This window comes from Mesorhizobium sp. LNHC209A00 (assembly GCF_000502915.1).
Taxonomy (GTDB): Bacteria; Pseudomonadota; Alphaproteobacteria; order Rhizobiales; family Rhizobiaceae; genus Mesorhizobium.
In genome coordinates this window covers 711,847-736,037 of record NZ_AYWT01000003.1, presented here as the reverse complement: position 1 = coordinate 736,037, position 24,191 = coordinate 711,847, and the positions used below count along the sequence as shown (strand labels likewise).

16 protein-coding genes and 1 pseudogene are annotated in these 24,191 nt (G+C 60.3%); 9 read left to right on the top strand and 8 right to left on the bottom strand.

Annotation, left to right across the window (positions count from 1 at the left end):
• Positions 1–67 precede the first annotated feature (67 nt).
• Together X739_RS1000000171155 and X739_RS154905 are read right to left on the bottom strand one after the other, a co-directional pair.
• Positions 68–1,609 (bottom strand): amino acid ABC transporter permease/ATP-binding protein, encoded by a 1,542-nt coding sequence (locus X739_RS1000000171155; protein ID WP_023794355.1) that lies wholly within the window; start codon positions 1,607–1,609, stop codon positions 68–70.
• An 87-nt stretch (positions 1,610–1,696) separates the two neighbouring features.
• Positions 1,697–2,485, bottom strand: coding sequence for an ABC transporter substrate-binding protein (locus tag X739_RS154905; protein WP_245273830.1), 789 nt, complete (start codon positions 2,483–2,485; stop codon positions 1,697–1,699).
• 246 nt (positions 2,486–2,731) lie between these two features.
• On the opposite strand from X739_RS154905, the gene X739_RS154910 reads away from it, so the two are divergent.
• Entirely contained in the window at positions 2,732–3,802 is a 1,071-nt protein-coding gene (locus X739_RS154910; RefSeq protein WP_023794351.1) for a LacI family DNA-binding transcriptional regulator, read from the top strand.
• A gap of 143 nt (positions 3,803–3,945) precedes the next feature.
• Here the strand turns inward: X739_RS154910 and X739_RS1000000169245 are convergent, their stop codons facing one another.
• On the bottom strand, positions 3,946–4,398 hold the full coding sequence (locus X739_RS1000000169245) for a hypothetical protein (protein ID WP_156939843.1): 453 nt from the start codon (positions 4,396–4,398) through the stop codon (positions 3,946–3,948).
• A 108-nt stretch (positions 4,399–4,506) separates the two neighbouring features.
• Between X739_RS1000000169245 and X739_RS154915 the strand changes: the two genes are divergently transcribed.
• The 3 genes from X739_RS154915 (at position 4,507) to X739_RS154925 (ending at position 7,564) form a co-directional block, all read left to right on the top strand.
• Positions 4,507–5,460 (top strand): diacylglycerol kinase family protein, encoded by a 954-nt coding sequence (locus tag X739_RS154915; RefSeq protein WP_023794346.1) that lies wholly within the window; start codon positions 4,507–4,509, stop codon positions 5,458–5,460.
• Positions 5,461–5,479: 19 nt separating this feature from the next.
• Positions 5,480–6,295, top strand: coding sequence for a metallophosphoesterase (locus X739_RS154920; protein ID WP_023794344.1), 816 nt, complete (start codon positions 5,480–5,482; stop codon positions 6,293–6,295).
• Positions 6,296–6,856: 561 nt separating this feature from the next.
• The gene (locus X739_RS154925) at positions 6,857–7,564 is read left to right on the top strand and encodes a phosphatase PAP2 family protein (RefSeq protein WP_023773538.1); all 708 of its coding nucleotides are present in this window, start codon (positions 6,857–6,859) and stop codon (positions 7,562–7,564) included.
• 231 nt (positions 7,565–7,795) lie between these two features.
• Here the strand turns inward: X739_RS154925 and X739_RS154930 are convergent, their stop codons facing one another.
• The 3 genes from X739_RS154930 to X739_RS154940 all read right to left on the bottom strand — a co-directional run bounded on the left by X739_RS154930 (position 7,796) and on the right by X739_RS154940 (position 12,556).
• Entirely contained in the window at positions 7,796–10,405 is a 2,610-nt protein-coding gene (locus X739_RS154930; protein ID WP_198026137.1) for an EAL domain-containing protein, read from the bottom strand.
• 609 nt (positions 10,406–11,014) lie between these two features.
• Complete coding sequence (locus X739_RS1000000167075) at positions 11,015–11,524, bottom strand: EF-hand domain-containing protein (RefSeq protein ID WP_051407660.1); 510 nt, start codon at positions 11,522–11,524, stop codon at positions 11,015–11,017.
• Positions 11,525–12,079: 555 nt separating this feature from the next.
• Positions 12,080–12,556, bottom strand: a complete 477-nt coding sequence (locus X739_RS154940; protein ID WP_023794335.1) for a YidB family protein — start codon at positions 12,554–12,556, stop codon at positions 12,080–12,082.
• A 197-nt stretch (positions 12,557–12,753) separates the two neighbouring features.
• Between X739_RS154940 and X739_RS1000000171150 the strand changes: the two are divergent.
• The 4 genes and pseudogenes from X739_RS1000000171150 to X739_RS154950 all read left to right on the top strand — a co-directional run.
• Positions 12,754–12,846, top strand: a pseudogene (locus X739_RS1000000171150) (CGNR zinc finger domain-containing protein); the annotation flags it as partial.
• 186 nt (positions 12,847–13,032) lie between these two features.
• Positions 13,033–14,130, top strand: coding sequence for an ABC transporter substrate-binding protein (locus X739_RS154945; protein WP_023794333.1), 1,098 nt, complete (start codon positions 13,033–13,035; stop codon positions 14,128–14,130).
• Between the two features lie 414 nt (positions 14,131–14,544).
• Entirely contained in the window at positions 14,545–14,763 is a 219-nt protein-coding gene (locus tag X739_RS1000000167860) for a hypothetical protein (protein WP_084056180.1), read from the top strand.
• Between the two features lie 1,441 nt (positions 14,764–16,204).
• Entirely contained in the window at positions 16,205–17,326 is a 1,122-nt protein-coding gene (locus tag X739_RS154950) for a PHB depolymerase family esterase (RefSeq protein WP_023794329.1), read from the top strand.
• A gap of 89 nt (positions 17,327–17,415) precedes the next feature.
• Here the strand turns inward: X739_RS154950 and X739_RS154955 are convergent, their stop codons facing one another.
• Both X739_RS154955 and X739_RS154965 read right to left on the bottom strand, forming a co-directional pair.
• Positions 17,416–18,474 carry a PAS domain-containing protein gene (locus X739_RS154955; RefSeq protein ID WP_023794326.1) on the bottom strand — a complete coding sequence of 353 codons (1,059 nt, stop codon included), beginning with the start codon at positions 18,472–18,474 and terminating at the stop codon, positions 17,416–17,418.
• Between the two features lie 1,119 nt (positions 18,475–19,593).
• Positions 19,594–20,445 carry a hypothetical protein gene (locus X739_RS154965; RefSeq protein ID WP_156939841.1) on the bottom strand — a complete coding sequence of 284 codons (852 nt, stop codon included), beginning with the start codon at positions 20,443–20,445 and terminating at the stop codon, positions 19,594–19,596.
• A 1,030-nt stretch (positions 20,446–21,475) separates the two neighbouring features.
• Here X739_RS154965 and X739_RS154970 point away from each other — a divergent pair.
• On the top strand, positions 21,476–24,118 hold the full coding sequence (locus tag X739_RS154970) for a glycosyltransferase (RefSeq protein WP_031252003.1): 2,643 nt from the start codon (positions 21,476–21,478) through the stop codon (positions 24,116–24,118).
• Positions 24,119–24,191: the final 73 nt, after the last annotated feature.

Here is a 24,191-nt window from a genome sequence, read left to right as displayed (position 1 = left end):
ATGTTCTTTCGCTGTGGAGAATGAATCGTGCGAGTGGACCGTGTCGTCCTGGTTCTTCGGCTTCGGATCAAAGCACTTCGGCCAGGAAGTGCTTTAGGCGTGTGCTCTTGGGTGTGTCGAAAATCGCTGCGGGTGTGCCGGCCTCAATGACGCGGCCTTCGTCCATGAAAACGACCTGGTCCGCAACCTTGCGGGCAAACCCCATTTCATGGGTCACGACGACCATCGTCATGCCGCGCTGGCCAAGGTCCGCCATCAGATTGAGGACCCCCTTGACCAGTTCTGGATCAAGCGCGCTGGTCACTTCGTCAAACAGGATAACCTCCGGATCCATGGCGAGCGCGCGGGCGATTGCCACACGCTGCTGCTGACCACCCGAAAGACTGCCGGGGCGATGGTGTTTGCGTGCGGCAAGGCCGACATCTGCAAGACGTGCCTCGGCGATGCGCGAAGCTTCATGCGCCGGGATGCCCTTGACCTTGGTCAAAGACAGCATGACGTTTTCGAGGGCGGTATGATCCGGAAAGAGATTGAAGTGCTGAAATACCATCCCGACCCGCCGTCGCAGCTTCTCGGGTTTCATCGCCAGGATGCTCGCTCCGTCGAGCAACACGTCGCCGCCCTTGGGTTCGACCAGACGATTGAGGCAACGCAACAGCGTCGACTTACCCGAACCCGAGGGACCGATGATGCAAGTGACCGTACCTGCCTTGACCGTCAGGCTGACGCTCTTGAGGACGTCGAGCTCGCCATAAGCCATATCCAGCCTGCTGACGGCGAGACTGCCGCCCTTGAACAGGGGACGCTCCGACGAGGATCCGAAACCTGCCTCCGACGATGCGCTGCTGGTGGCGCCTTCCAGTTCACTCACCTCGGCCAGGCCGCTTGTGACCATGCCAGCTTTTTGCTTTCCAGTCCGCAGCCGGTTGTCGATGTGATTGACCACATGGGTCAAGGGTACGGTGATGACGAGATAGAAAACGCCAGCCAGGAGCAATGGCGACAGATTTCCCGTGACCACCGCCTGATCCTGGCCGACACGGAAAATCTCGCGCTCCGATGCGAGCAGGCCGAGGAAATAGACCAGGCTCGAATCCTTGACATTGCCTATGAACTGGTTGACCAGGGCCGGCAGGACGCGGCGGATGCCTTGCGGAACCACGATCAGGCGCATGCCTTGGCCGTAACTCATGCTGAGCGCCCTGCAGGCCTCCATCTGGCCGCGTTCGACGCTCTGTATGCCCGAGCGAAAGATCTCTCCGATATAGGCGCCGGCGATCAGGCTCAGTGCAAGGATGCCGAGCGGATAAGGCGAAGGGCCGAAGATTTCACGGCCCATGCGGGCGAAGCCCTGGCCGATCAGCAGGATCGTGACGATCGCCGGAAGTCCGCGGAAGACATCCGTATAGATCCGGGCGGGAATGCGCAGCCAACGTGATTGCGAAATGCCCATGATTGCCAGGACCATGCCTATTGCGACCCCGAGCACCGTCGAAGCGGCCGCAAGGACCAAGGTGTTTTTCAGTCCGATGGTGATCATGCTGGGTAGCACGTCGGCCATGGCTTGCCAGTCGAGAAAACTGCGACGCAGGTTTTCAAGCCAGTTCATTCGGGCCCCTTCTCATGGCGCGGGTGCGAACTCATCATGCGGTCAGAGAGGTTTCCAGCCGCCGACCCTGGCCGACGGCTGCGGTGGTCACTTCTTGGGAAGGTATTGATCGGGCATCGGCGAACCGGGGAACCACTTTTCATAAAGCGTCTTCCACGTGCCGTCCTGCATGGCTGCATGCAGGGCGGTGTTCAGCGCAGTACGCAGCTTGTCGTTGCCCTTGCGAATGACGAAGCCCGCTGGCGCGTCGAACGATGGGATATTGACTGCAATCTTCAGCTCCGGGTAGCGCTGGCCATAGTCCTTGGCCGCCTCGTAATCGAGAAAATGAGCATCGACGGTGCCGTTGTTGAGCGCCGAGACGGCCGAGTTGTTGTCGGGGAATTTGACCAGATCGGTTCCCGCGAAATTTTTTGCGGCATAGATTTCCTGCAGCGTGCCCTGCACGACCCCAAGACGCTTGCCCTTGAGTCCGTCAGCCGAGGTGATCGTCTTGTCGGCGGTGAGAACGGATAGGTAGCCGGCGAGATAGCCGTCCGAAAAATCGACCGTCTTCTTGCGCGCTTCGGTCGTGCCGATCGCAGCGACCGCGATGTCGAAACGCCCATTGGCGACCGAAGGCATCAGGGCCGAAAACTCCTGACCGGTGAAGATCACCTGATCGGGCTTGAAGCCTAGCCGGCTGGCGACATTCCGGAACAGTTCGATGTCGAAACCCGTGAAAGTGCCATCGGCCTGGGTGAAGGCGTAGGGCTTAGCGTCGCCCATCGTGCCGACGCTGATGACCTTGGCATCGATAAGCCCATAGGGATTGTCTTGCGCCGCGGTGGCCTGCGAAACAAAAGCAGCTCCGACACACGCAATTGCAAGCGCCACTCGGCCAGCCCGGGCCGGCGCCGTCAACCATCTAAGAATTCCAAACTTGTTCACGTCTTCTCTCCACTCTGAAGGTCTGTTTTCTTGGCATTCGCTCGCGGCCGCCCTCCAGCCGCCTTCAACAGGCGGGTCTTAGCGGCTCATCGCCCTACAAAAGAGACCGGTTTCTACAGAATGAGACCGGTCTCATCAGTCAGGCTACCGCCCGATTGACCTCCCGTCAACATTTCTTGTAGTCGTTCTACGATGACGAAAGTCCCATTCAGAGCCCGCCCCAAAACGGTCGCTGACGTTGCGCGAGCGGCAAACGTCTCGAAAGCTACCGCCGCGCGCGTGCTGGGCGGGTATGGTGTGGTCAGCGACCCGGTCCGTGCGAGCGTCACGGCAGCCGCCAAGGCCCTCGACTATCGGCCGAACGAACTCGCCCGCAGCATGACGACCGGAAGATCGGGCATCATTGGGGTGGTCGTCGGCGACATCGAGAATCCGTTCTTCAGTCTGGCCGTGCGAGGCATCAGCGATGCGGCGAAAGGGGCCGGCTTCAACGTCATTCTGGCGAATTCCGGCGAGAAGATCGAAGCCGAAAAGGCAGCTGTACGGCTATTGATCGGCAAGCGTGTCGACGGGCTCATCGTGACACCCTCGGAGTCACGCGACATCAGCCATCTGCGCGACATCCATCGTTCCGGTCGGCCGCTTGCCCTGCTTGACCGAGCCCTGCCCGACCTGGATGTCGATACTGTCACGGTTGACGACCGTGAGGCCGCCATGCAGGCGACGCGAGTGCTCATAGACGCCGGTCATCGCAATATCGCCTATGTCACCGCGGTGGAAGCCAAGGGCGACGAATACTTTGACCTCCGGCAAATCTACACGTCGTCGGTCCGCGAGCGCATCGATGGCTTTCTCACCACGTGCGGGGGCGCCGGAGTCGATCGACCCGAGCGCCACGTCCGGCTCGGCGCTACAAGCGCCGAGGCCACACGCAGGATCACTGACCAACTGCTGTCCCAGCCAGACCGACCCACCGCGATCCTTGCCTCTGACAGCGTCATTGCACTGGAAATCCTGCGGACCATTCGCCAACGCGGTATGAGGATTCCCGAGGAAATTTCGCTGATCACCTTTCACGATGCGGACTGGACCGGTGTCACAACTCCGCCGATCACCGTTGTCGACCAGCCCGTCTATGCACTTGGCCATAGCGTCGCGGACCTGCTCATCCGCCGGCTGAAAGGCGATATCCAACCAGCGGAAAGGCTGGTCCTGCGGACCGCGATCATCACGCGAGGCTCGGTGGGTGCACCACATCCGTGAGCCACCACAGTTGAGACAGCAACATCTCTTCACCTCGAATTCGAACCAAGGAGATGAGGCCGGGCGTGGAGACCTGCCCGTGTGGCCGCCTTTGGACCGGAGACGGCCTGCTTCCGCCGCTTCGGAACAAAGGCAAGCGTTCATCATTCCTTGCTGGAAGGGATGACGTTTCGGCAGACAGGAATATCGACATGAAAGCTTTGATCCTGGGAACCTTGGCGCTTTGTCTGGCAGTCCCGACCATCTCTTCGGCCGCCGAGGCTGACGTGGTGATCTCCACCCATCACCGGCATCACGAGAACGCCGTCTTGTACAATGATGAAGGAGGCCGTCTTCATCACCGATATCATCGCCAAATAGCGTTCTACGACAACGGTGATCATGCCTGGCGCCACCGCCACCACCGCCCCGACACCGTTATCCTGACGAGTTCCGACCACCGGCGGCACCACACCGGCATATACAATGATGAGGGTGGTCGCCTTCATCACCGGCATCACGGCCAAATGGCGTTCTACGACAACGGCGATCATGCCTGGCGCCACCGCCATAACCGCCGCGACGCCGTCACCGTGACGAGTTCCGTCCAACGTCATCACCAAAACCGTCCCGTGGTCATTCAGCAGGACGGCGGCGACAACGACTAACCACCTGCCGACCCGGCTCCTGCCGTCAAGGAAGGAGCCGGGCCAACATGCAAGTGCATGGTGGAGGCGGATCACTGGAGCAGTGTTTTGGGGGTGCCAGAGGTGGCAGTTCTAGTCCTCATCAACGATGGAGCTGGTGCGGTCGCCGCACTCGACGACATTGCCACGACGGTACATGGCGGCTTGCTGAAGCGGGGAATCGAAGCAGAGGTGAGACTGGTCGCGGGCAACGAGATCAGCGAAGCCGCATCGCAATTCGTCGGCCAAAAGACAACGTCGGGTGAAAACATTCTGGTCGTCGGCGGCGGGGATGGCACGCTTAGCTCTGCCGCGGCCGTTCTCGCCGGGACTGAGGTGGCCCTGGGTGTTCTTCCGCTTGGCACCCTCAATCACTTTGCGAAGGACCTCTGCGTGCCACTGGAACTTGACGCGGCGATGGATGTAATCGCGGCGAGACGTCCGGTGCTCGTCGACGTCGCGGAGGTGAACGGTCGCGTTTTCTTGAACAACTCGTCGATCGGTCTCTATCCCTTCTTTGTCGCGGAACGCTCTGCGGAACAGAAGCGACGAGGAGCGGGGAAACTAGCAGCAATCGGTCCCGCTCTTGTTCGGACATTGAGGGCGGTATCTTGGCAGTTTGTGCGTATCACCGCCGACAAGGGTGAGGACCAGGTGCTGACACCGTGCGTGTTCGTCGGCAACAATTTCTACGACGTCGGCGATTTTGGGCACCGCGAAAGCCTGTCTTCACGAGAACTGTGCGTCTATGTCGTCAGGCGGCGAACGTGGTTTGGGCTGGCATTGCTGCCGTTCAAGATCGCGCTTGGCCTGGTCGATCGCCATCGCGACTTGGAACTGCTTCGGCCGTCAAGACTCGAGATCATCTCGAACAGAAGAGAGACCCTTGTTTCGGTGGACGGCGAGGCCACAACGATGAAGATGCCGCTGCACTTTCAAATTCGACCAGCGGCACTAAAGGTCCTCTCGGTCCCGGAGCCGGATACGAAGTAACCCGAAGGCGGAGATTTTCTTGCAAACACTTGTGCACCTGTCCGACCTCCATTTTGGCACGACGGACACTCGCATAGTTGATGCGATCGGCGCCGAGGTCCGGGCATGCAAACCAGATTTGGTGGTTATATCGGGTGATCTGACCCAACGAGCTCGCCGGGCAGAATTCTGCCAAGCACGAGAATTCCTAGATGCGCTTCCGACCCCACAAATTGTGGTGCCCGGCAATCACGACGTGCCGCTCTTCAACATCTTCGCGCGAACGCTCACGCCTCTTGCTCGCTACAAGCACTTTATCCAGGCAGACACGGACCCGTTTTATGCCAATGACGAACTCGCAGTGGTCGGTATCAACACTGCGCGGTCCTTTACAATCAAGGACGGAAGGATCAATGCCGGCCAGCTTGCTGCCATGACTGCTCGATTTGCGGGCCTGGCTGACGAAACCACCAAGATAGTCGTCACCCATCACCCGTTCGAAGGGCGAACATTCGGCCATGCGACCGGAGTCGTCGGACGAGCCAAAATGGCTATGGAGGCGTTCTCGCAAAGCCGCGTCGACATCATCTTGTCGGGGCATCATCACCTCCAGCAAGCCAATCTCAGTACAGTTCGTTACGCGAAAGCGCGATATGCAGCGTTGCTCATTCAGGCAGGCACGGCGGTCTCAACGCGCCGTCGCGACGCAGCGAACTCGTTCAACATAATCCGCGTCGAACGTCCACGGATACGCGTTGAATGTCGTGCTTGGCAGCCGCAGGCGAGACAATTCTCCACTTCGGCGAAGTATTCGTTCGGTTTGGGTCCAGATGGCTGGGTGCTGGACGAGGCGTGACCCAGGGCCGCCTGAAAACCTGGCACGACGATAAGCGAGCGCGGCAGAGATTTTCTAGACATCCCCGTCATCATGGATGGTGGCGAGCCCCTCCTGTCGGCCAAACTTGGCCACTATAACGAGGAACCCGGATTCGTTTTTTAGATAGCTTCTAAAGAAGCGGTCGAAGCGCCGGCGTACTTTTCTTCAGCCACTCCCGCACCGACGCAAAGAGAGCGCCACCAATCTCACAGGAGCGGCCCCTCCTTGCCTCGCCATTTTCGATCGAGCGCTTTTGAGGGTCCAGTACGGAAGACACTCTCCGTTGCCTAGGGAACAAGTCGGTGTAATCGGCAGCAACATCGACATCCCCCCAATTTCCCGATTGCAGGCCACGCGGATCGGTTGGAGTGTTGCGGCGTGAGAACCACATTCGGGAACCTAGAAAAACTATTGGTCGAAGGTGGTCGTCGAGCGGTCGCTTCACCCTTTCGATAATATCGAACGCGACTTGATGGCGCTTCAGCAGCGTTCGGCGGAAGAAATGATTGACGAGACTTAGTCGCCCCCTAGCTTGAATGGATGGAATTCAACCCGCCCTCTTCGTCAAACGGCCTTCTGCAAGCCTTTCGCAGCGATTCTATGTGGCTGATCGCTTCATTGCTTGTGGCTGGCGGCCTTGTCCTCGGATTCAGCCTCCTGGCCGAGGAAGTTACCGAGGGTGACACGAGCGGATTCGACCGGGCCGTGCTCATGGCGTTTCGGAGCGCCGATGATCCAACGAATCTGATCGGGCCGCCGTGGCTGGAGGAAATGGGCCGCGACGTCACGGCCTTGGGCAGCGTCGCATTCCTGGGTTTTGTATCGCTGGCGGCCATAGGTTACCTGCTGATAACTCAGAAGCGGAGATACGCGTGGTTGGTCACCGCCGCGGTGGCTGGTGGAGAGGCCCTGAGCACGGTTTTGAAGGTCGCCTTTGATCGGCAGAGACCCGACGTTTTCCACACCACCAGGGTCTTTACCGCCAGCTTTCCGAGCGGCCACGCGATGTTGTCCGCTGTCACTTTCCTTACGCTTGGAGCTTTGCTGGCCAAGGCAAGTCCTGATCGCCGGGTGAAAGGGTATTTCGTTGCCCTGGCGGTGTTCCTGACCATCATGGTCGGAACGAGCCGGATTTATCTCGGCGTTCACTACCCCACGGATGTACTTGCAGGATGGTGCGTCGGATCAGCTTGGGCAATCCTTTGCTGGTCGGCGGCCCATTGTATTGAGCAGCGGCGCGGGTCCTGATCCGCCTCCCTTTCGGAACAATCTTGCTCCGACAGGCTGCGATATGCCGGTCTCCAGAGACGCCGTCGGCCGGCCTGCGTTCGCCATCGCTCCGGTCTTCTTCGACTAGCCGAACAGCTGACAATCCAACGGACTTGAGTTCCAGATGACTAGGGCGGATAGCCGAGGAAGCCGCACAACCTTCCATTCTTGCAAGATCAACGCCAAGCCAACTCCGTGAGAGCCAGACGACTATCCCGTGGCCGGCCATTTGCGAGATTGGGCGAAGCGTTCCAAGGCCTTGGCGTCCATCGGTCTCCCGAGCGCGTAGCCCTGCAGCAGGTCGCAGCCGAGCTCCTTCAAGATGCGCGCATGCTCCATCGTCTCGACGCCCTCGGCCACCACTTCGATTCCGAGCGATTTCCCGATCTCGATGATGGATGACACCAAACGCCGTTGCGGCAGCGAGCTGGTGACGGGTGTGATCAGCTGGCGATCAATCTTCAGTCGGCGCGGCTGGAGCTTGAGCAGACTGACGATCGAGGCGTAGCCGGTGCCAAAATCGTCAATCTCAATGTCGATACCGAGGTCCTTGATGTGCTCGATGTTCCAGGCGACGAGGTCGTCATTCTCATCGAGGAAGATGGACTCGACAAGTTCGAACGAGACCGTGCCTTCGCGGATGTTGAGCTTGCGCAGGCCATCGATGAGGTCCTTGTCCTCAAGCCGGCGTGCCGAGACGTTGACGGAAACGTGTGGAATATCGAGGTGCTGAAGCTGCCAGCGCTCAAAGTCGATCAACGTCCTTTTGAGGACCGTTCGGTCGATCAGCGCGACGACGTTCAGTTCCTCCGCAACCCTGAGAAAGACGTCGGGGCCCAGGATTCCGCGCGTCGGGTGCCGCCAGCGTGCCAGGGCCTCCACGCCGACAATCTCCAAGGTTCCGGCGTCAAACTGCGGCTGGTAGAAAACGATGAATTCGTTGCGCTCGAGGCCGCCAAGGATCTCGTCGGCGGTCCGCTTGGTCTGCACGATTTCACTTTGCAGCTCGTCGTTGAAGAACTCGTAGCGGTTTCGGCCCCGGCTCTTCGCCCGGTAAAGGGCGAGATCAGCGTTGACCAGGAGTTGCCGTGCGTCGAGCCCCTCACCCGTATTCGCCGCAATTCCAATGCTAACGCCGAACCGGCACTGGTGGCCACGGAAATCGACGGGTTGCCGCATCTCATCGATGATGCGGTCGGCCAGTGCGGCGAGTTCGGCGTCGTCGCGCCCGGCACAAATGACCACGAACTCGTCGCCGCCAATGCGCGCGACGAAGTCGGCTCGTCCCGCATTGGCCGTGATCACCTTCGAGGCATGCATCAACATGGCGTCGCCGGCCGCGTGCCCGAGCGTGTCGTTGATCTGCTTGAAGCGGTCGAGATCCATATGCAGGAGTGCGGTTCGTTCACCCTGACAGGCGGTCTTCGCCAGCATTTCGTCGAGATAGCGGCGGTTCGGCAGGCCGGTGAGCGAATCGTGCAGCGCCACATGTTCGATGCGCCCCTTGGCCACTTCAAGCTCGGCGTTCCGCAGTTCCGATAACTGCCTTTCTCGCACAAGATTTTCGTTGAGCACGACATCGCTTGTCACGTCCCATTCGGCGCCGATCATCCTGGGCGTGTTGTTGCGCTCCTGGAAATAGGTCGCGCGGGTGCGCACATGCCGGATCTCGCCATCCGGATGGACGATCCGGTATTGCGAGGAATAAGGGCCCTTTACCGCCGCCGCCGCATCGAAATCCCGCTGCGCCCGTTCGATGTCCTGCGGATGAATCGCTGACGCCCAGTCATCATAGCCGCGCGGCTTCCCATCAGCCGGCCTGCCGTAGATTTCGTTGACACGGTCGTCCCACACCAGCTCGTTGGTGGCAATATTGTGCTCCCAGACACCGATCCCCGATGCATCCAGCGCGAGTTCCAGGCGACCGGACAATCGCCTGAGCTCGGCGAAGTTTTTTTGCCTCTCGCCGAACAGTCGCCCCGCAACCAGAATGGGCAGCACCACAAGCGCACCGGCCAATGCCATGATGGCCCGCAAGGCCCAGGCATTCTTCGCCGATGCGGCCCAGCCACCTCTGGGGATCGCGGCGATCTGCCAGGAACCGGACGGCAGATGCACCGTCTCGGTCACCGGGTTGGCACGCGTGACACTCGCGCCACCGAAGAAGCGATCACCCGTCCCGCCAAGGCCGTCCTTGCCGGTCAGCGCGATCTCGATGTCGAGATTGCCGTCGAAAAGACCGCTTGCCTTATAGAGGCGCTCGACGTCAACGACGACCGAGACGATGCCCCAGAAGCGATCGCCGCCGCCCGCCGTCTTCACGAAGACCGGAAAGCGGCCGATGAAACCTTGGCCGCCCTGCGCCAGGTCGACCGGACCGGCCAGCACGGGCGCCCGCAGGTCGCGCGCCCTGAGGGCGGCGGTGCGTTGGGCATCGTTCTTGCGATAATCGAGGCCGATGGCCTTTTCGTTGCCGGGCATTGGATACATTAGCGAGATAACGAGGTCCGGCGCGCCGGCGATGTTGCGCAGCTGAGATTCCTGCTCAAACAGGTTGCTGGCCAGGGCCGCAAACCTCTGTTGCCCCATATAGGGCTCGGTCACGATCGCCGAAACGAGGCCGCGCGTAAGCTGGAGATTGCCGTTGATGTTGCCTTCCAGCTTGGCCCTAATGATGTTCACCTTGGCCAAGACGTCGGCGCGCGCCAGTTGGTCCGAAACGATCCTGTTTTCACGGTCCGCCAAAACGGCGCAGATCACAAGCACCGCAAAAGCGATCGCCGCCGGCAGGTTCGCTGAAGACAAAACCGAGCGTCTCAACTGACTGAGACTGGATGCGATGCTGGCCAATTGACCCAAATACCTTTCCCGGGACAAACCCTCGGCCGACCCTAGTAGAAAGTACTTAAATTTGCTTTTCCATCATGCCGAGCAATTTCAGCATTGGATGGCGCGCTCGCAAGGAGGTCATGAAGCCGGCATCGGGGTCTGAAGAGCGGCACTCTTGGAAGGAACACCGCGACGAGCGTCCCCCAACTGCCTGGGCGAGCAAGACGTGGCGCCTTCTGAGTGCATTGAGGGCGGAAGGGCTGTTTGACGTGCCTGCAGGTTGGGAGCGGGTCGGCGGCCCCGGCGCTCTCACTTCCGATGTCGCGCCATAATTGCGCTGAGCCAGCTGAACAGTCTGATTTCCTCAGGTCGCCCCGCTACTTCCTCAATGGCGGTGCGCGGCGTGAGCTCCACCAGATCATCTGCAGCCTCTATGGTCGTCGTGTCGACGGATCTGGCGCACAGCCTCGTGCGAGCCTGCGCAAGTCCTACCCCGTTGATCCAAGCGAGGATCAGCGGAGCATGGGACGGCGAGGAGCCAAACACCGCGCTCCACCCATCTCCTGTGGCCTCTAGATTCGGACAGACAACCCGTCGGCTCTAACGTCGGTCCTGGTCTCCTCCGGGTCGGAAAAACGATTGGAGTTCCTGCATGTCGACGCTTTCATCGCCGTCCTCGTCGACAGCGTTAAAGATCCGCCCGATGAAATCCTGAACCTCCGTCCGCGACAGCGTACCATCACCGTCGGTGTCCATGATAGCGAACATGATTCTCATTTTGGCACTCTGCATCATATCGGCGCCCGCCCTGCGGCCATGCCTCATATGTCCCGGGTCACGCTCGCCCATTTCTTCGTCCGGAAGCTTCGGGCCCCTCTGTCGCCAATCCGCCTCGGGGTCTCGGTCCTTTGCTGTTCTCTCCTGCAGCATCTCATCCATCATCTCGCGCATCATTTGACGCATTGCTTGCTGGTTCTGTCCGGCTTCACCCGCGGGCCGATCCTGGGCTGGTGAGACAGGCTTGGGAGCATCCGCGGATTGAGCAAACGCTGACGAGGCGAGCATAGCGAACGCGGCAGCCAATACTGCAGTTGTGACAGAACGTGTCATTGGGTTCCTCCTTTGATGATTGCCAAGCCGACCAGCCGGCGTGCTGTCCCAACCAGCAGCTCGGTTCATGGTTCCTGGGCATCGGACGCAAAAGCGGCATAGCTCCAATCATCCCAGCAAAGCCCTGGCTGTCTTTGTCGCAATCTGGCCTTACCAGTCACTGATCGCCGCGCGGATTTGCCCGGTGCGCAACAAAGGTCGATCTTCATCCATTGGCCGAAAGCACCCATTCCCAACGAGCTGGCGCAGACCCCCGCTGCAAGTTCCGAGAGTTCGGCTGGATGAATGCATTTCAAGTCGGCGGCAATGGCACCGTATCCGGCCCACATGCCCAGGACAGGCACTGGGCCCACCAGGGCATCCATTCCAAACCGGATTGGCGTTCCCAGGATGCGCCAGCGCGAATCCAGCAGCTCTGACAAGATGTCCCTTCGCAGTCTGGCGATCTGCAAAAGGTCTTTCGGTTGTTCATACCTTCCTGGCTGGCCTTGCTCGCTCGATCCAATCTCCTTGGTTTCGCACTGACCGTTTGCAGTCCGCTTGCGTCAACCGGAACTAGCGTTGCGTCGGCCGGGAAGGCACGCCGTCGAGCAGGTTGCGCTGGTCTGGGGCGGCATTTGTTGGCTGGTCTGCTGGGAGGGTGCCATCCGGAGTCATCTGGTTGACAGCATCCGGCAGATCCCTGGTTATCCTTGCAATCAGCTCCTCGCGCGAGAGGCCGGTCTGGCGAGAAAGTGCCTCCAGCGTCTGCGCGTCGATCGCCGTTTCCACCTCGTGCGGCTCTATCGGCTGGTTCGCCCCAGTGCCAACCCAGGAGTCCACCTTCGAGCCGGCACCTGCAGTTCTAAAGCGGTCGAGAATTTCGCCCAGCGCGGTGCCGGAAACGCCCTTCGACACCTGGTCCAGTATCCCACCCTGGGGGTTGCGGGGATCGCGCTCTCCCGCTCCGCGGATTACCTCCGCGATCTTGTCGCGGTTTTGATAAGCCAGAACCCCCAGCATAGCGATCGCAAGTTTTCCTAGATTGGCCACTCGTTCCTCCTATGGTTTCGGATATGCAGAAGGTCTCGGCCTGCCAAAAGTTCCGGGATTGGGCAGTAATATCTGGAAGGGCTTGGCAACCGCGACGGCTCCCATCCCAGCCGGATCACGAGGCCTGCACGCGAGGACAGAAGTGGGCGGGCAGAAGACAGACCGCTCGGGCTGGTGCTTAGAGTTTTTTCGTCGACGACAGCCGCTCCAAACCAAGGCGCTGGTGCTCGATGGACGGTTGCGGCAACCGCGCCAAGGCGGCCCGCTTCCGCCTGGCGCATCGGAAGTAGCGCACAATGGAAAGGCTCGGCCGACAGCCAGTCCGCGCAAGACCGCCGCATCGGACATCTAGGGGGACTGTGTCGGTAGTCGCGATGATACAGATTGTTGGAGGTAGGTCCGACTGTCTCTATCGGTCTCGCCATGTCCGCTGTAGCTGGGCATGCGGCGAGCTTTGCGTAACCAGGAGATATTGAATGGAATCGACTGGATCGGGCTCCGAAGAAGCGACCAAAATCGGGGCACTCGTCCCTTTGACCCGCCCCGGCTGGGTTGAGGCAGGCAGACATTTGCTCGCGGGCCTTCAGCTTGCTGTAAGCGAAATCAACGGCGCTGGTGGGGTCGGCGGCAAAGCGCTTGAGCTGCTCGTCCGAGACACTGCAGCCGATCCGCAGAAGGCCGTCGCGGCCGTGGATGACCTGGCTCGCTTGGGCGTGGTGGCGATAGCGGGGGAGTATCACAGTGTCGTTGCTCGCGCGGCGGCCATCAGGGCCGACGAGCTCGGCCTGCCGTTTCTCTGCTCGTCGGCCGTACTCGACAGGCTAACGGAACAACCAACGAAATGGGTCGCCCGCCTTGCACCGCCGCAGTCCCGCGGCTGGCAAATATATGCCGACTTTCTCTCGCGAGCTGGCCACGATCGGATCGCGGTTGCATCGCAGCAGAGTATCTACTGGGCATCTGGCGTTCACATTCTGCGAGATCGCCTTAAAGCAAACGGCGCGACCTTATCGGACATCAGCATGAGCTCGCTGGACCCGTCAATGTTGTGCGACCAACTCATCGACCGTCGCGCAACAGTCCTTCTTCTTCTCGTAGGCCAGCCAGAGCCAGCAATCTCAATCGTCAAGTCGGTTCGCAATGACGGCCGCCTGTCCACGCTCAAGATCGGCGCTCCAGCTGGGCAACCAGAATTCGCTGAATGGGCCACATTGCTAGGCGAAGATAGCGCTGCGATCCCCTTCCTGCGCTACCGACCCGGACACCTCAACCCGTTAGGCTCACGTGTCGAAAGGGCCCTGTGGGAGAAGTTGGGCGAGGCGCCCTCCTTCGTCGCTTTGGAAGGGTACGACACGATCGTCGTACTTGCTCAGGCAATACGGTCCTTCGGCACTGATCGGAACAGCATCGCAGAGTCATGGCCGCACATAGAAGTTGCCGGCACCCGTGGCCACATCCAGTTCTTTCGCACACCAGCCACGACCGCTTGGCAGTGGACTGATGCGCCGATCCAAATCGCCGAAAGAACCCCGGGCAACCCGGCGCAATTCAGGCATGTTCTCGATTCAGGATGAGGCGGAGTTCGATGGCCGAAGTTCGCGGCGGCGGCAGTGCCGTCGCTTTTGGCGATCCAATGACTTGGAGCATTCTCCACGCTGTGGCCGACGGCGTCGCAGTTCTTGACGGGGTCCAGCCGTGAGCGGCGACTACTGCCTCGACACCAGGCCGATTGCAACACGTCCATAAAGTTCTAGCGCGGCGTCAATTCCGTCCCGCTTTCCAAGTAAGCGGATAGCGCACACTTCATCTGAGGTGTGAACGCGCTGGTCGATCTCTTGCCTGGTGCGCAGCCTGCTGCTCTCTTTTGGCAAAGTGTTTCTTTCCAATGAGCCCTGAAAACAGCTTTGGTGTTTCCGAATGGAGGGAACATCAGCGCCTAATTGACGTTCGGGAGCCGATTGGGATCATGGATCCCGAAAGGATGTCAGATGACCAACGATCTCTCACGCAATCAGGAACGGCGAGGTACAGCTCGGATCGCGAGCTGGGCGGTGGTCGTGATCGCGCTCGTTTTTCTAGGCCTTCTCGCCTTTTTTATATTTGCGCCCTTATCAAACGCGTCGCGGCAAGCAACGCCGCTTAAGGTTGCCCCCGAGCAGAACCAAGGCGGCAACGCACCCGCGCCCACTTCGCCTCCGGCAGGCTGATATGAATCGGCCGCCGCACCGCCAGACCGGCAACTGAAGCTGCAAGCTGGGCGGCGATCACTTCCACACTTCTTCCAGTGCCCGCATCGGCTTCGGCGGCGGGATCTTTCTCGCGTCTCAGGGCACACGCGGCCGAACCGATCAAACGGTGCGCATGAACGGGTGTCAGCATCGGAGGGATGATCTTACGAATATGGGAGCATCGCAAGCTTCTCTCTAGTGAGAGAACCGCACCTTTGATTGCAGCGTTTGCAGCTGGACGTCGTGACGACCTTGGCCCAGGAGCCCTTCCGAGACAGTGGCGTTGCAGTGCGCGCACTGAAAGGTCAGATCCTTGTCGACAACCCAATTGGTTCCTCGCGAAAGGACATGGTCCCAGCAAATCGGATCTCAGGCAGAAACCGTCTCGGCCTCTTAGTGCATTCGAATGCTTCACGAGTGCCTAAGAGAGTGCATAACCTCTTAGCCGGCGAGAGGACGCGGCCCCCTGCCGATCTCGCTGGCTAGGCTCGGCGTCTTCAGGCAACTCTCCTCTGGGCGCCGAGCCGACGAAACTCTGCTGCCAGCCCCGCAGCCAATCGGCCATCGGTCGCCCTCCTCTCTGGGACATTCTAGCCGACGGGCCAACGATAGCTGGCGGTGTAGGGCCCACCATAGGAAACAGAAATCATCCGCATGCGACGCCTCGAATGTGGAGAGCGGCCGATCTAGGACCACCTGTTGGGTCCCGCGCTCACCGGTGCGGGCGATCCTCCGCGATAACGTTGTAGAGAACACAGCACGCCAACAACGAGACGACACCGCCCAGGAGATCACTCCCCGTCAGACCAGAAAAGTAGACGAATTCAAAGGCTGACACGATCGTTCTCTCAATTAGAAAAGCCACCAACGTAGAACCGTTAGCAAGCTCTCATGTTCCGCTCCCGCGTGGCACTTTCTGGACGTCGTCGACGCCGAGACGGCATGCTCCGTGTCAACCCTTTTCGACTTGCTTCGGCCGAAGCCGGAATCATTGCCGGCGCGGCGAAACCGTGTTGGTGACCGTCGGACGGCGAGCCTTTCTCGGCGCAACGCCTAACCCGAGGCTGGCCCGTTGAGGCAAGTTGTCCGGAATTGTGGAAGGCCTAACGCCGCACGGCTTGAGAAAGGCGTTGGGCGTTTATTCGCAGAGGCAGAGGCCCTCCACCAGGCAGCTTCTGACGTGCTGAGGCAGGACAATACTGACGGCGCGGAACTAATTGTGGCGAGGCGTCGCGGGGCGGCCAGTCCGTTTTCCACGCATTGCTGCTCGATCGGAGGGCTCTCCGCACAGGCGATCCAAAGCAAACCCCATGCGGATCGATTTGTTGCAGGCAATTTATGCTGCACTGCAGCAACCAACCTGAAAATACGGCGTTCCGCTTGTTGGCCCCGCTCTGGATCGACGCGAAAGGATACCGACATGAGAAGTCTCGCCGATACCGTTGCACGCTTGGCTGCTCGGCGAAAGCAGATCGACGGCGTCTTGGATGGTCACGACCAAAACGAGCGCTTTTCCGAACTTCAGGCGTTCGGGTCAAATCCCGGAAAGTTGCGAGGCTGGACATACCGGCCCAAGGATCTTGCACCCCATGCCCCTCTGGTCGTTGTCCTCCATGGCTGTACGCAGTCGGCGGCATCCTATGACCGCGGCGCCGGCTGGTCGAGGACGGCGGATCGCATGGGCTTTGCCGTCCTGTTTCCAGAACAGCAGCGGAGCAACAATGCCAATCTTTGTTTCAACTGGTTCGTCCCGGTCGACACCCGACGGGGCTCCGGTGAGGCGCTTTCCATCCGCCAAATGATAGAGGCCGTGGTCACCGCTCACGACATCGACCGCACCAGGATTTTTATCACCGGACTTTCCGCCGGCGGGGCAATGGCCGCCGCCATGCTCGCGATTTATCCGGAAGTCTTCGCCGGCGGGGCCATAATAGCTGGTCTACCCTATGGCAGCGCCAATAGCCTGCCACAGGCTTTCGACCGCATGCGAGGGCACGGCGGCCCCACCGGGAGGCGATTGGCGACGACCGTCCAGCAAGCTTCCGGTCACTGCGGACCATGGCCGAAACTCTCCGTCTGGCATGGAAGCGCCGACACAACAGTCAGTCCGGTCAACTCCGATCAGCTCGTCGGGCAGTGGCTCACATTGTTCGGGCAAAGTGGAGTGCAATGCGAGACACAGGTGCATCAGGGCTACCGCCGCGACGTCTGGAAGAACGCTGCGAATGAGGAAGTCATCGAGCAGTACCTGATCCCGGGCATGGCGCACGGGACACCCGTGGACTCCGCGGACGGCTTGAGTCAGGGCGGATCCTTTGTGATCGACACCGGCATATCGTCCACCTCGCTTATCTCCAGATTCTGGGGGCTTGAAGATGCGGGCTCTGCGGGCCCATCGCCAGATGCGTGTTTACCGGCAACATCGGTCGGACACTCCCCTTTGGTGGTCGCGCACCCGCCCGTCGGACCGAGCAGCGGTCCGACCGCTGGGCCTGGTCAGGTTATCGAAAGCGCCCTTCGCGCTGCCGGCTTGATGAATTAGTTCGGGGCTAGACTTGCTGAAAAATGTTCGTCTATGGGGGCCGGCCTGCCGTGTCGCTATGCGAAATGGGACTGAGAACAATGAGCGTCTCAGGCGCCCTTGGCTGTCGAAAGGGCAGCCGTGCCCGGGATGCTTATGTTGATTTTCAAACCGTCCGATGTCCAATCCCGCAGGATCTCACCCTGAAGCTGCTTCTGGACAATTGCATTGACCATGGTCGTTCCGAAGCCGGGCGCCCCTGGCGGAGATCCAGCTTTACGTCTGCCGCTTTCTTCCCACCGCAGGTTAAAGCCGCCATGATCGCCGGTCGGCTGCCAGCTGACCTGCAACCGCCCCGTATCCTGGGCGAGAGCTCCATGGGTGGCGGCGTTAACGATCAATTCATGGGCGACGAGAGCCAGTGGTTGAACGACCACCGCTGGGATCAGAACTTCAGGACCGGTCATTGCTGTCCTCCCAGACGCGAAATGGGCGACCTGCCTGGAGACGATTTCGTCCAGCGGCACATCGCGCCAGCCGCGCTCGGCCAACAGGGCGTGTGCGACCGCCAAAGCCTGGACCCGGCGTTGAACGGCCGCGGCATAGAGCGGTGCACTGTCTGTCTTGCTCAGCCGAACAATACCATCGACAACCGCCAGAACGTTCTTTGCGCGATGATCGACCTCCATCAGGAGGCGGTGCTCCGCCGCTTCCAGGGTCTGGATCATGCGATGTTTGGTAACGTCGATCTGCGACGCGAAGTAGTAGAGGAGCCCGCCTTCATCGTCCTTGATGGGGCTCAGATGGAGCTGGTTCCAGAACGGCGATCCGTCCTTGCGGAAGTTCAGTATCTCTACATTCGTCTCGCGTTCACGCTCTATCGCCGCTCGAATTTCCGCAACGGCCGCGGGCGATGTTCCCTCCCCTTGTAGGAAGCGGCAATTTCGACCCAGGACTTCATCGGATGTATAGCCGGTCAGATCCAGGAAGGCCTTGTTGGCGAGCACGATGGGATTGTCAGGCTGCCGAGCATCCGTGATGACGATGGGCATGCGCGTGCGCTCGAACGCCGCCGATGCCAACTCCTTGCGATCCGCCCATGCGGTGGTGGCTGCTGCCGCCGGCGCGTCGCCATGCAGGGCTGACGTTGATTTGAAGTTGTCAGGCACTCTTTGCTCACTTGACAGAGATCAGCGATAACGCCCGACTTCCTACAAGGTTTCCAATGTGATGTTTCGAACCGGACTGGTTGCTGGAGTAAAGCCACGCGATCGGTTCTTGGGAATGTTTACTCGAGGCGAGGCACAATTGGCTATGACGCAGCTAACATGTGCAACCTACCGGGCAGACTGAGCATCGTCGGCGTGGTCAGTTATGGTCGACACCTTGACCACCATCGAAGGTGAGTCTCGTCGATCTCGGGCGTTTCCTGCGACGAACCATAAGCCCCCCGGCGGGTGTCACCTCCGGTCGCGGAGCGCGCCGTTCGAACGTGGCCAACCAGTTCTCATTTTATCGCCGTGACCCTGCCCGCCCTGTCCAGTTGACAATCGACCTCGGCCTGCCGAACCTCGACGCCCCCTTGCCTCCTATAGTCTATTTGCACCTTGATTGGTGCTGTGAGTGTACCCCCACGCCGATGCAACAACCCTGCGCTCAACGCCCGGACGCGGACAGCGCCAAGCGGTGTGGCGGCGGATGTGATCGCGGAGCGGCAGGCTTGCACAACAGCAGCCGGTATACCGGGCTTCGCTCTCAGGGGTCTCTGAAGCTTGAAAGGATAGCCGTCGGTGAAGCCGCCGTCACCAGATATGGAAGGCTTGAGAATCGATGGCAAGGCGATCGATTGATTGCCGCCCCTCGCGGACGCAGCGGCCGTAGGCCCAGCCGTTCCTTTGGGTGTGGCGGCTGGACTGCCGCTAGCGGTAGGCGACCCGTCGTCGGCCGCCGGATCATCGCCCGTACCAATACTGGTCGAAACGCCTCCGCTTGCGTTGCCGACATTGCCGCTGGCACCAACGCCAACGCCGACTGATCCCTTGCCCGTGCCAACCGAAGCTCCGACATGTGATCGCCCTGCATCGCCGACGCTCGCTCCCACCCCGACCGATGCGCCTTGCGAACCCGCGTTTACTCCGGCGCCGACTCCGATTCCGCCGACGCTGGCACCTACCCCTTTGTCGAGAGCGCAGGCAGGTCCGACTCCAATCCCGATCATCAGGGCGGCTGCGACGTACTGTTTCATTGCTAGGTTGACCTTCGGCATGGATTCGGGCTCCACGGTCTGTTCACTGGCGCGGGTCGAGCCCTTTCGGTGGTCGGGTCGGCAGCAACGCGAGGGGAAGAGAGATCGGGGCCAAGACAGCAGCCTGTTTCTGTTTTTCTCGCGAGCCCGGTTTGCGCCTCGGTTCAACACCTGATCTGGGTGGTGCACTTGCAACCACACCTGCCGGCTTATGGATCATTCGCGAACGCGCTGCAGCCGCAGCCCGGTTCCTGGTTGCGACGTCGTCGATTGCCTCGCGCGCGGCACTCAGGCTCAGGGCCAGACCGGTCGCCCGTTCACGTTCTTCTTCCAGCGCCGCGCTTAACCCGACCGAGGTCCGGTTTGAAGCGTCGCGCTCCTTGCGAACGAGGTCGAGGTCACGGGCAGCTGAATCAGCTCGTTTGCGTTCCAGTTTGAGCGCTTCTCCGGCTTGCCGTAGACCTGCTTCGGCCGCCTCACGGTTCTTATTGGCGTTGGCCAGCTCGACGGCGACCGCATTTGAGGCTGTCTTGAGAGCCTCGATGGTTCGGTGAGCCGTTGTGAGCTCTTGGGACAAGAGCTGAACCTTGTGCCGTTCGTCGTTAAGAGCTTGCGTCACAGCAGTCTCGGGGACGTCCTTGGAGGGCTGGGTTGCTGCGGCGGCGGGCTTCTCACCGCCCCAGAGAGTGGCTTCGGCCCTGAAGCTTTCGATGGCGCGCTGCGCCGTCTGCAGATCGAGCGAAAGGGCTTCGTCCTTTCGCTGCTGCTCTTTCAGAGCTTGTGCTTGCTTGGCTATCTCCGCTCGTGCGGCATCCAATTCGCGTCGCAACATCTCCTGATTTTCGCCAGGCGGCATTTGCGCCTCTGCGTCGAGTGCCTGCGCTTCGCTTGGCACCAGCTCTCTAGGTGCGGGGGATCCGAATGCCCTTGTCGGTGCCTTGTCGGGCTCTTTGCCGACATCGACGTGCTCTGCAAATGCGTCCGACGTGCTGTCGCTAGCTGGGAGAGCCGCTGACGCGTCAGGCGCCCGCTGACAGTGAGCCGGAGATGCGAACAGCAAAACAAGGCATAACGGAAAGAGGGCGAAAATCGCCCCGGCCCTTCCTCCGCGCGTCTCGTGCGGCAAAATCGAAGTCCATCGTCCAATCGAGCTGAACGCAGCGAGGCAAAAATTTGCCCTGGTGCTCTGCACATGACCCATCGCTGAACCTCAAGACCGCGGCCCTCACCGCATTGCATCTCCACCTGTCGAACATCTGGTGCAGCCGAGCAAAAGCGCGAAGCAGCGAAACACCACCGCGCGCGCCAAAGCATCAGTAGGAACCTAACTGCTGGTTCCTCGGTTGCCATCATTCGAACGAACGGGAGATTCGTTCTATAAATGCCTGCCTCGCTTGGCATTCGCACTTGGCGCCCGTCCATCCAGGCGGAAAAATCAACGATCGCCAATCCCACATCGTCTGGCGATTTCGTCGCGTTGATATGTGACGCAATCACCTTCGGCGGCAATCGCTTCACTCGGGCTCGAACGGCAGGAACTGAACACGCAGGCGCCGCATGATACAGCTGGCGAGACCCGCCGCGCCATCCGGTACCGTAGTCGCGTATGCTGCAGCTTGGCTGCTCAGGACCTTTGATGTTCAATTTCGTCTTTGCCACCGGAACGAGCAACTGAACACCGACACCGCATCCACTGAGCACGCCTCCGGGAGTATGGCCATTGTGAGCGCTGCCTGGCGCGGAACGGTCGTTTCTTGTGTCGGATTGCGGTGGCCTTGAACTGAAGAGACCTTCCGTGGGACACAGGAAGTAGTTCGGATGCGATCGCGCGACCGACTACGAGGTGCCCGCCCGGGCCATCAACAGCGGGACTGACTCATCATGGACAGGTTCATTCGAAGCAGCTCTTGCCGGTGACGAACCGCATGATCCTGATTGTCGAGCCACACCTGGATGACGAGGCCGGTCATCCTTTTCGGTATGTACGCGCGGTGGTCGCCACTTGCGCTGGTTTGGGGTGGGGGAGCCTCGTCCTTGCGCATCGCGCCTATTCCGGCCCGAAGACGATCAACGGCGCCGAAATCCGGCCGACCTTCCCGCGGAGTTACTATGAACGAAAAGACCGCCGGACCGGCTTATCGCGCGCGCTTGAGCGAGGGTTGCGACCCGTTCTGAAGGCTTTGAAGCGGCTGGTTAACGATCCCGTCAATGGCCCGGACCGGTTTGTCCTGATGGCTGGTAGGGCCGCATTGGCGATCATGGCCGTGCCCGCAATTCTCGTCCTTCTGCTTCCTTATGCATTATGGCGGACGACGAGCGCGGCCCTGGGCCGGTCATCCACGCGCGACACCTGTTCGCCTTTCGTGCGCAGCGTAGCCCGCCAGATCGACAACACATCGGGCGAATTGAGCTTGCTGGTACCGACGGCGACCCCGGCCATGCTGGCCGAGCTACTTGCCTTGCCTGTGCTGTTGGCGCGACCGCTGCCCAAAATGGCGTGCGTCTTTCATGAAGATCCGCGCCTTTATGCAAATTGGTATCGTCCTCTGGACCTCGATTGCCTGGCACACCGCCTCCGTGGCTCCGGCTGGAAAGCCGGTATACGCTTTTACGCAACCAACCCGCTGCTCGCTATGGAGATGTCCAAGCTGCTGGACGCGCCGGTGTGCGATTTTGGAGATGTCTTCGACGAAGACGAAGTGGCATCTCTGGGCATGATCGCGGCGGGACAGCATGTGGAGGCGGACGAGCTGTCTGCCAAAGAGGCTCTACTCTTCACAGAACTGTCGCAGCGCAAAAAGTCCGGCAGGCGCCTGGCCGTTTGCCTAGGGGCGTTGCGTCCGGACAAGGGCGGCACTCAGCTTCGCTCTATAGTTTGCGCAGTTGACGGCTCATCGAGCGATTTCGATCTCGTCATCCAGGCAGCTCGCTGGCCGAACAGCTTGCGTTCAGAATGTCTGGCGCTGAAGAGCCGGAAGGATGTGATCGTCATCGAGAGACCACTCTCGGCCTCTGCCTATCTCCAGCTCGTATACCTGTCGGACGTCGTTCTGCTTCCATATGATGCCGAGGCGTATCGCTGCCGCGTCAGCCGTGTATTCATCGAGGCTGCTCTTGCAGGGCGGCCGGTGCTGGCCTCTCAAGGAATCGCGGCGGAAACCGATCCGGCGCCGTCGTCGTCTCGATTCATTTCGAACTGGTGTGCCTGGCCAGACGAGGCCGTCAAGCTGCTCGATTCGTCTTCTCCCGATACTCTGGCCCACCGGGCGCGCGAGCGGATCTCAGGGGGCACCTGGAACCGCTGGTCCGAGGCTGCGACCTGGCTTTGCACCCCATCACAGCCGATCGTTTTGCCTAAGCCAGTCTTGTATGTGCGACCGTCCTGGTTCGCGACTGGCAGCGCCACGGTGTTCGATCAGCATCTGCGGTACCTGGCCGACAGGGGACTGCCGGTCATAGAGGTAATCGTCGTTTCCGATCGCGATCGCAAGGCGCAACGCATGTCCTGGCGGGCCGCCCTGACCGACCGCGACTCCAGCTCGGCTGTGCTCACTTGTGTGTCCGCTCGGCGATCAGGCGTGGTCGGGTCATTGCAACGCAGGCTTTTGCATATTGACACGGAACGGCGAAGCCAAGCCGTTTATCTGGCGGAGCAGTCCAGGCTCTCCCCCCTCCCGTCCATTGTGAGAGAGATCGGCCTTGATCGAGGCTTCTCCTTCATTCTGGTGAATCACTATTTCCATCTGCCATTCATCAAGCCCCTCAAGCATCGCTCTCCTGTGTGGCTGGAGACGCATGATTTGCAGGCTCGACAGATAATCCTGAGACGGGAAATCAATCGCTCGACCGGTATCGAAGACGCATTCGAAGACCTCGTCGCTGACGAGATGTCGTATCTACGCCGCGCCGATGTCATCGGTGCCATCAACGTTGATGAAGAGGCCTTTTTCCGCGCTCACCTCGGCTCGGAAGGATCAAGAGTATTGCTTTGCCAACCCTCGATCTACCTGCATCCGTGTGACGAGGTCGCTCCTGAGTGTGACGTGCTCATCGTGGCGAGCGACAACCAGTCAAATGTGAGCAGCCTCTCGTGGTTTGTGCATCATGTATTGCCCAAACTGGATCCGACGCGATCGGTCAAAGTGGTCGGGAGCATACAAAAGGTGGCGCAGCAGGAGCGCCTGCTGCACGACCAGGTCCAATACCTTGGCGTCGTAAAGAACCTAGCGCCTCATTATAAGTCGGCGCGTCTTGTCGCCATGCCAATCATTGCCGGCGCGGGAATTGCAATCAAGGCGCTGGAAGCTCTCGCCGCCGGTCGTCCAATTGTCGCGTCGCCACTTGCCTTTCGTGGGCTTCCTCCGGATTTCCAGCCCCCTGCGCCGACGCCGACATCCGATGCTTTTGAATTCGCCGCGGCCATCGATCGGCTGCTCAACGATGAGCAAGCGCGTGGCGAGGCGCTTCAGTCCACGCGGAACGCTAACCTGGCTCTCGGAATGAGAGAGCGCTTCGAATCCCAGATGGCGCAAGCTGTCGAGCGCCTCGCGAATTGCGCCATCAGCTAAGGCCCTATCCACGCCTCGCAATCAAGCATCGCCCGGGCAAAAGGCATTTAAAACGGCCATTCCAACGGTACGA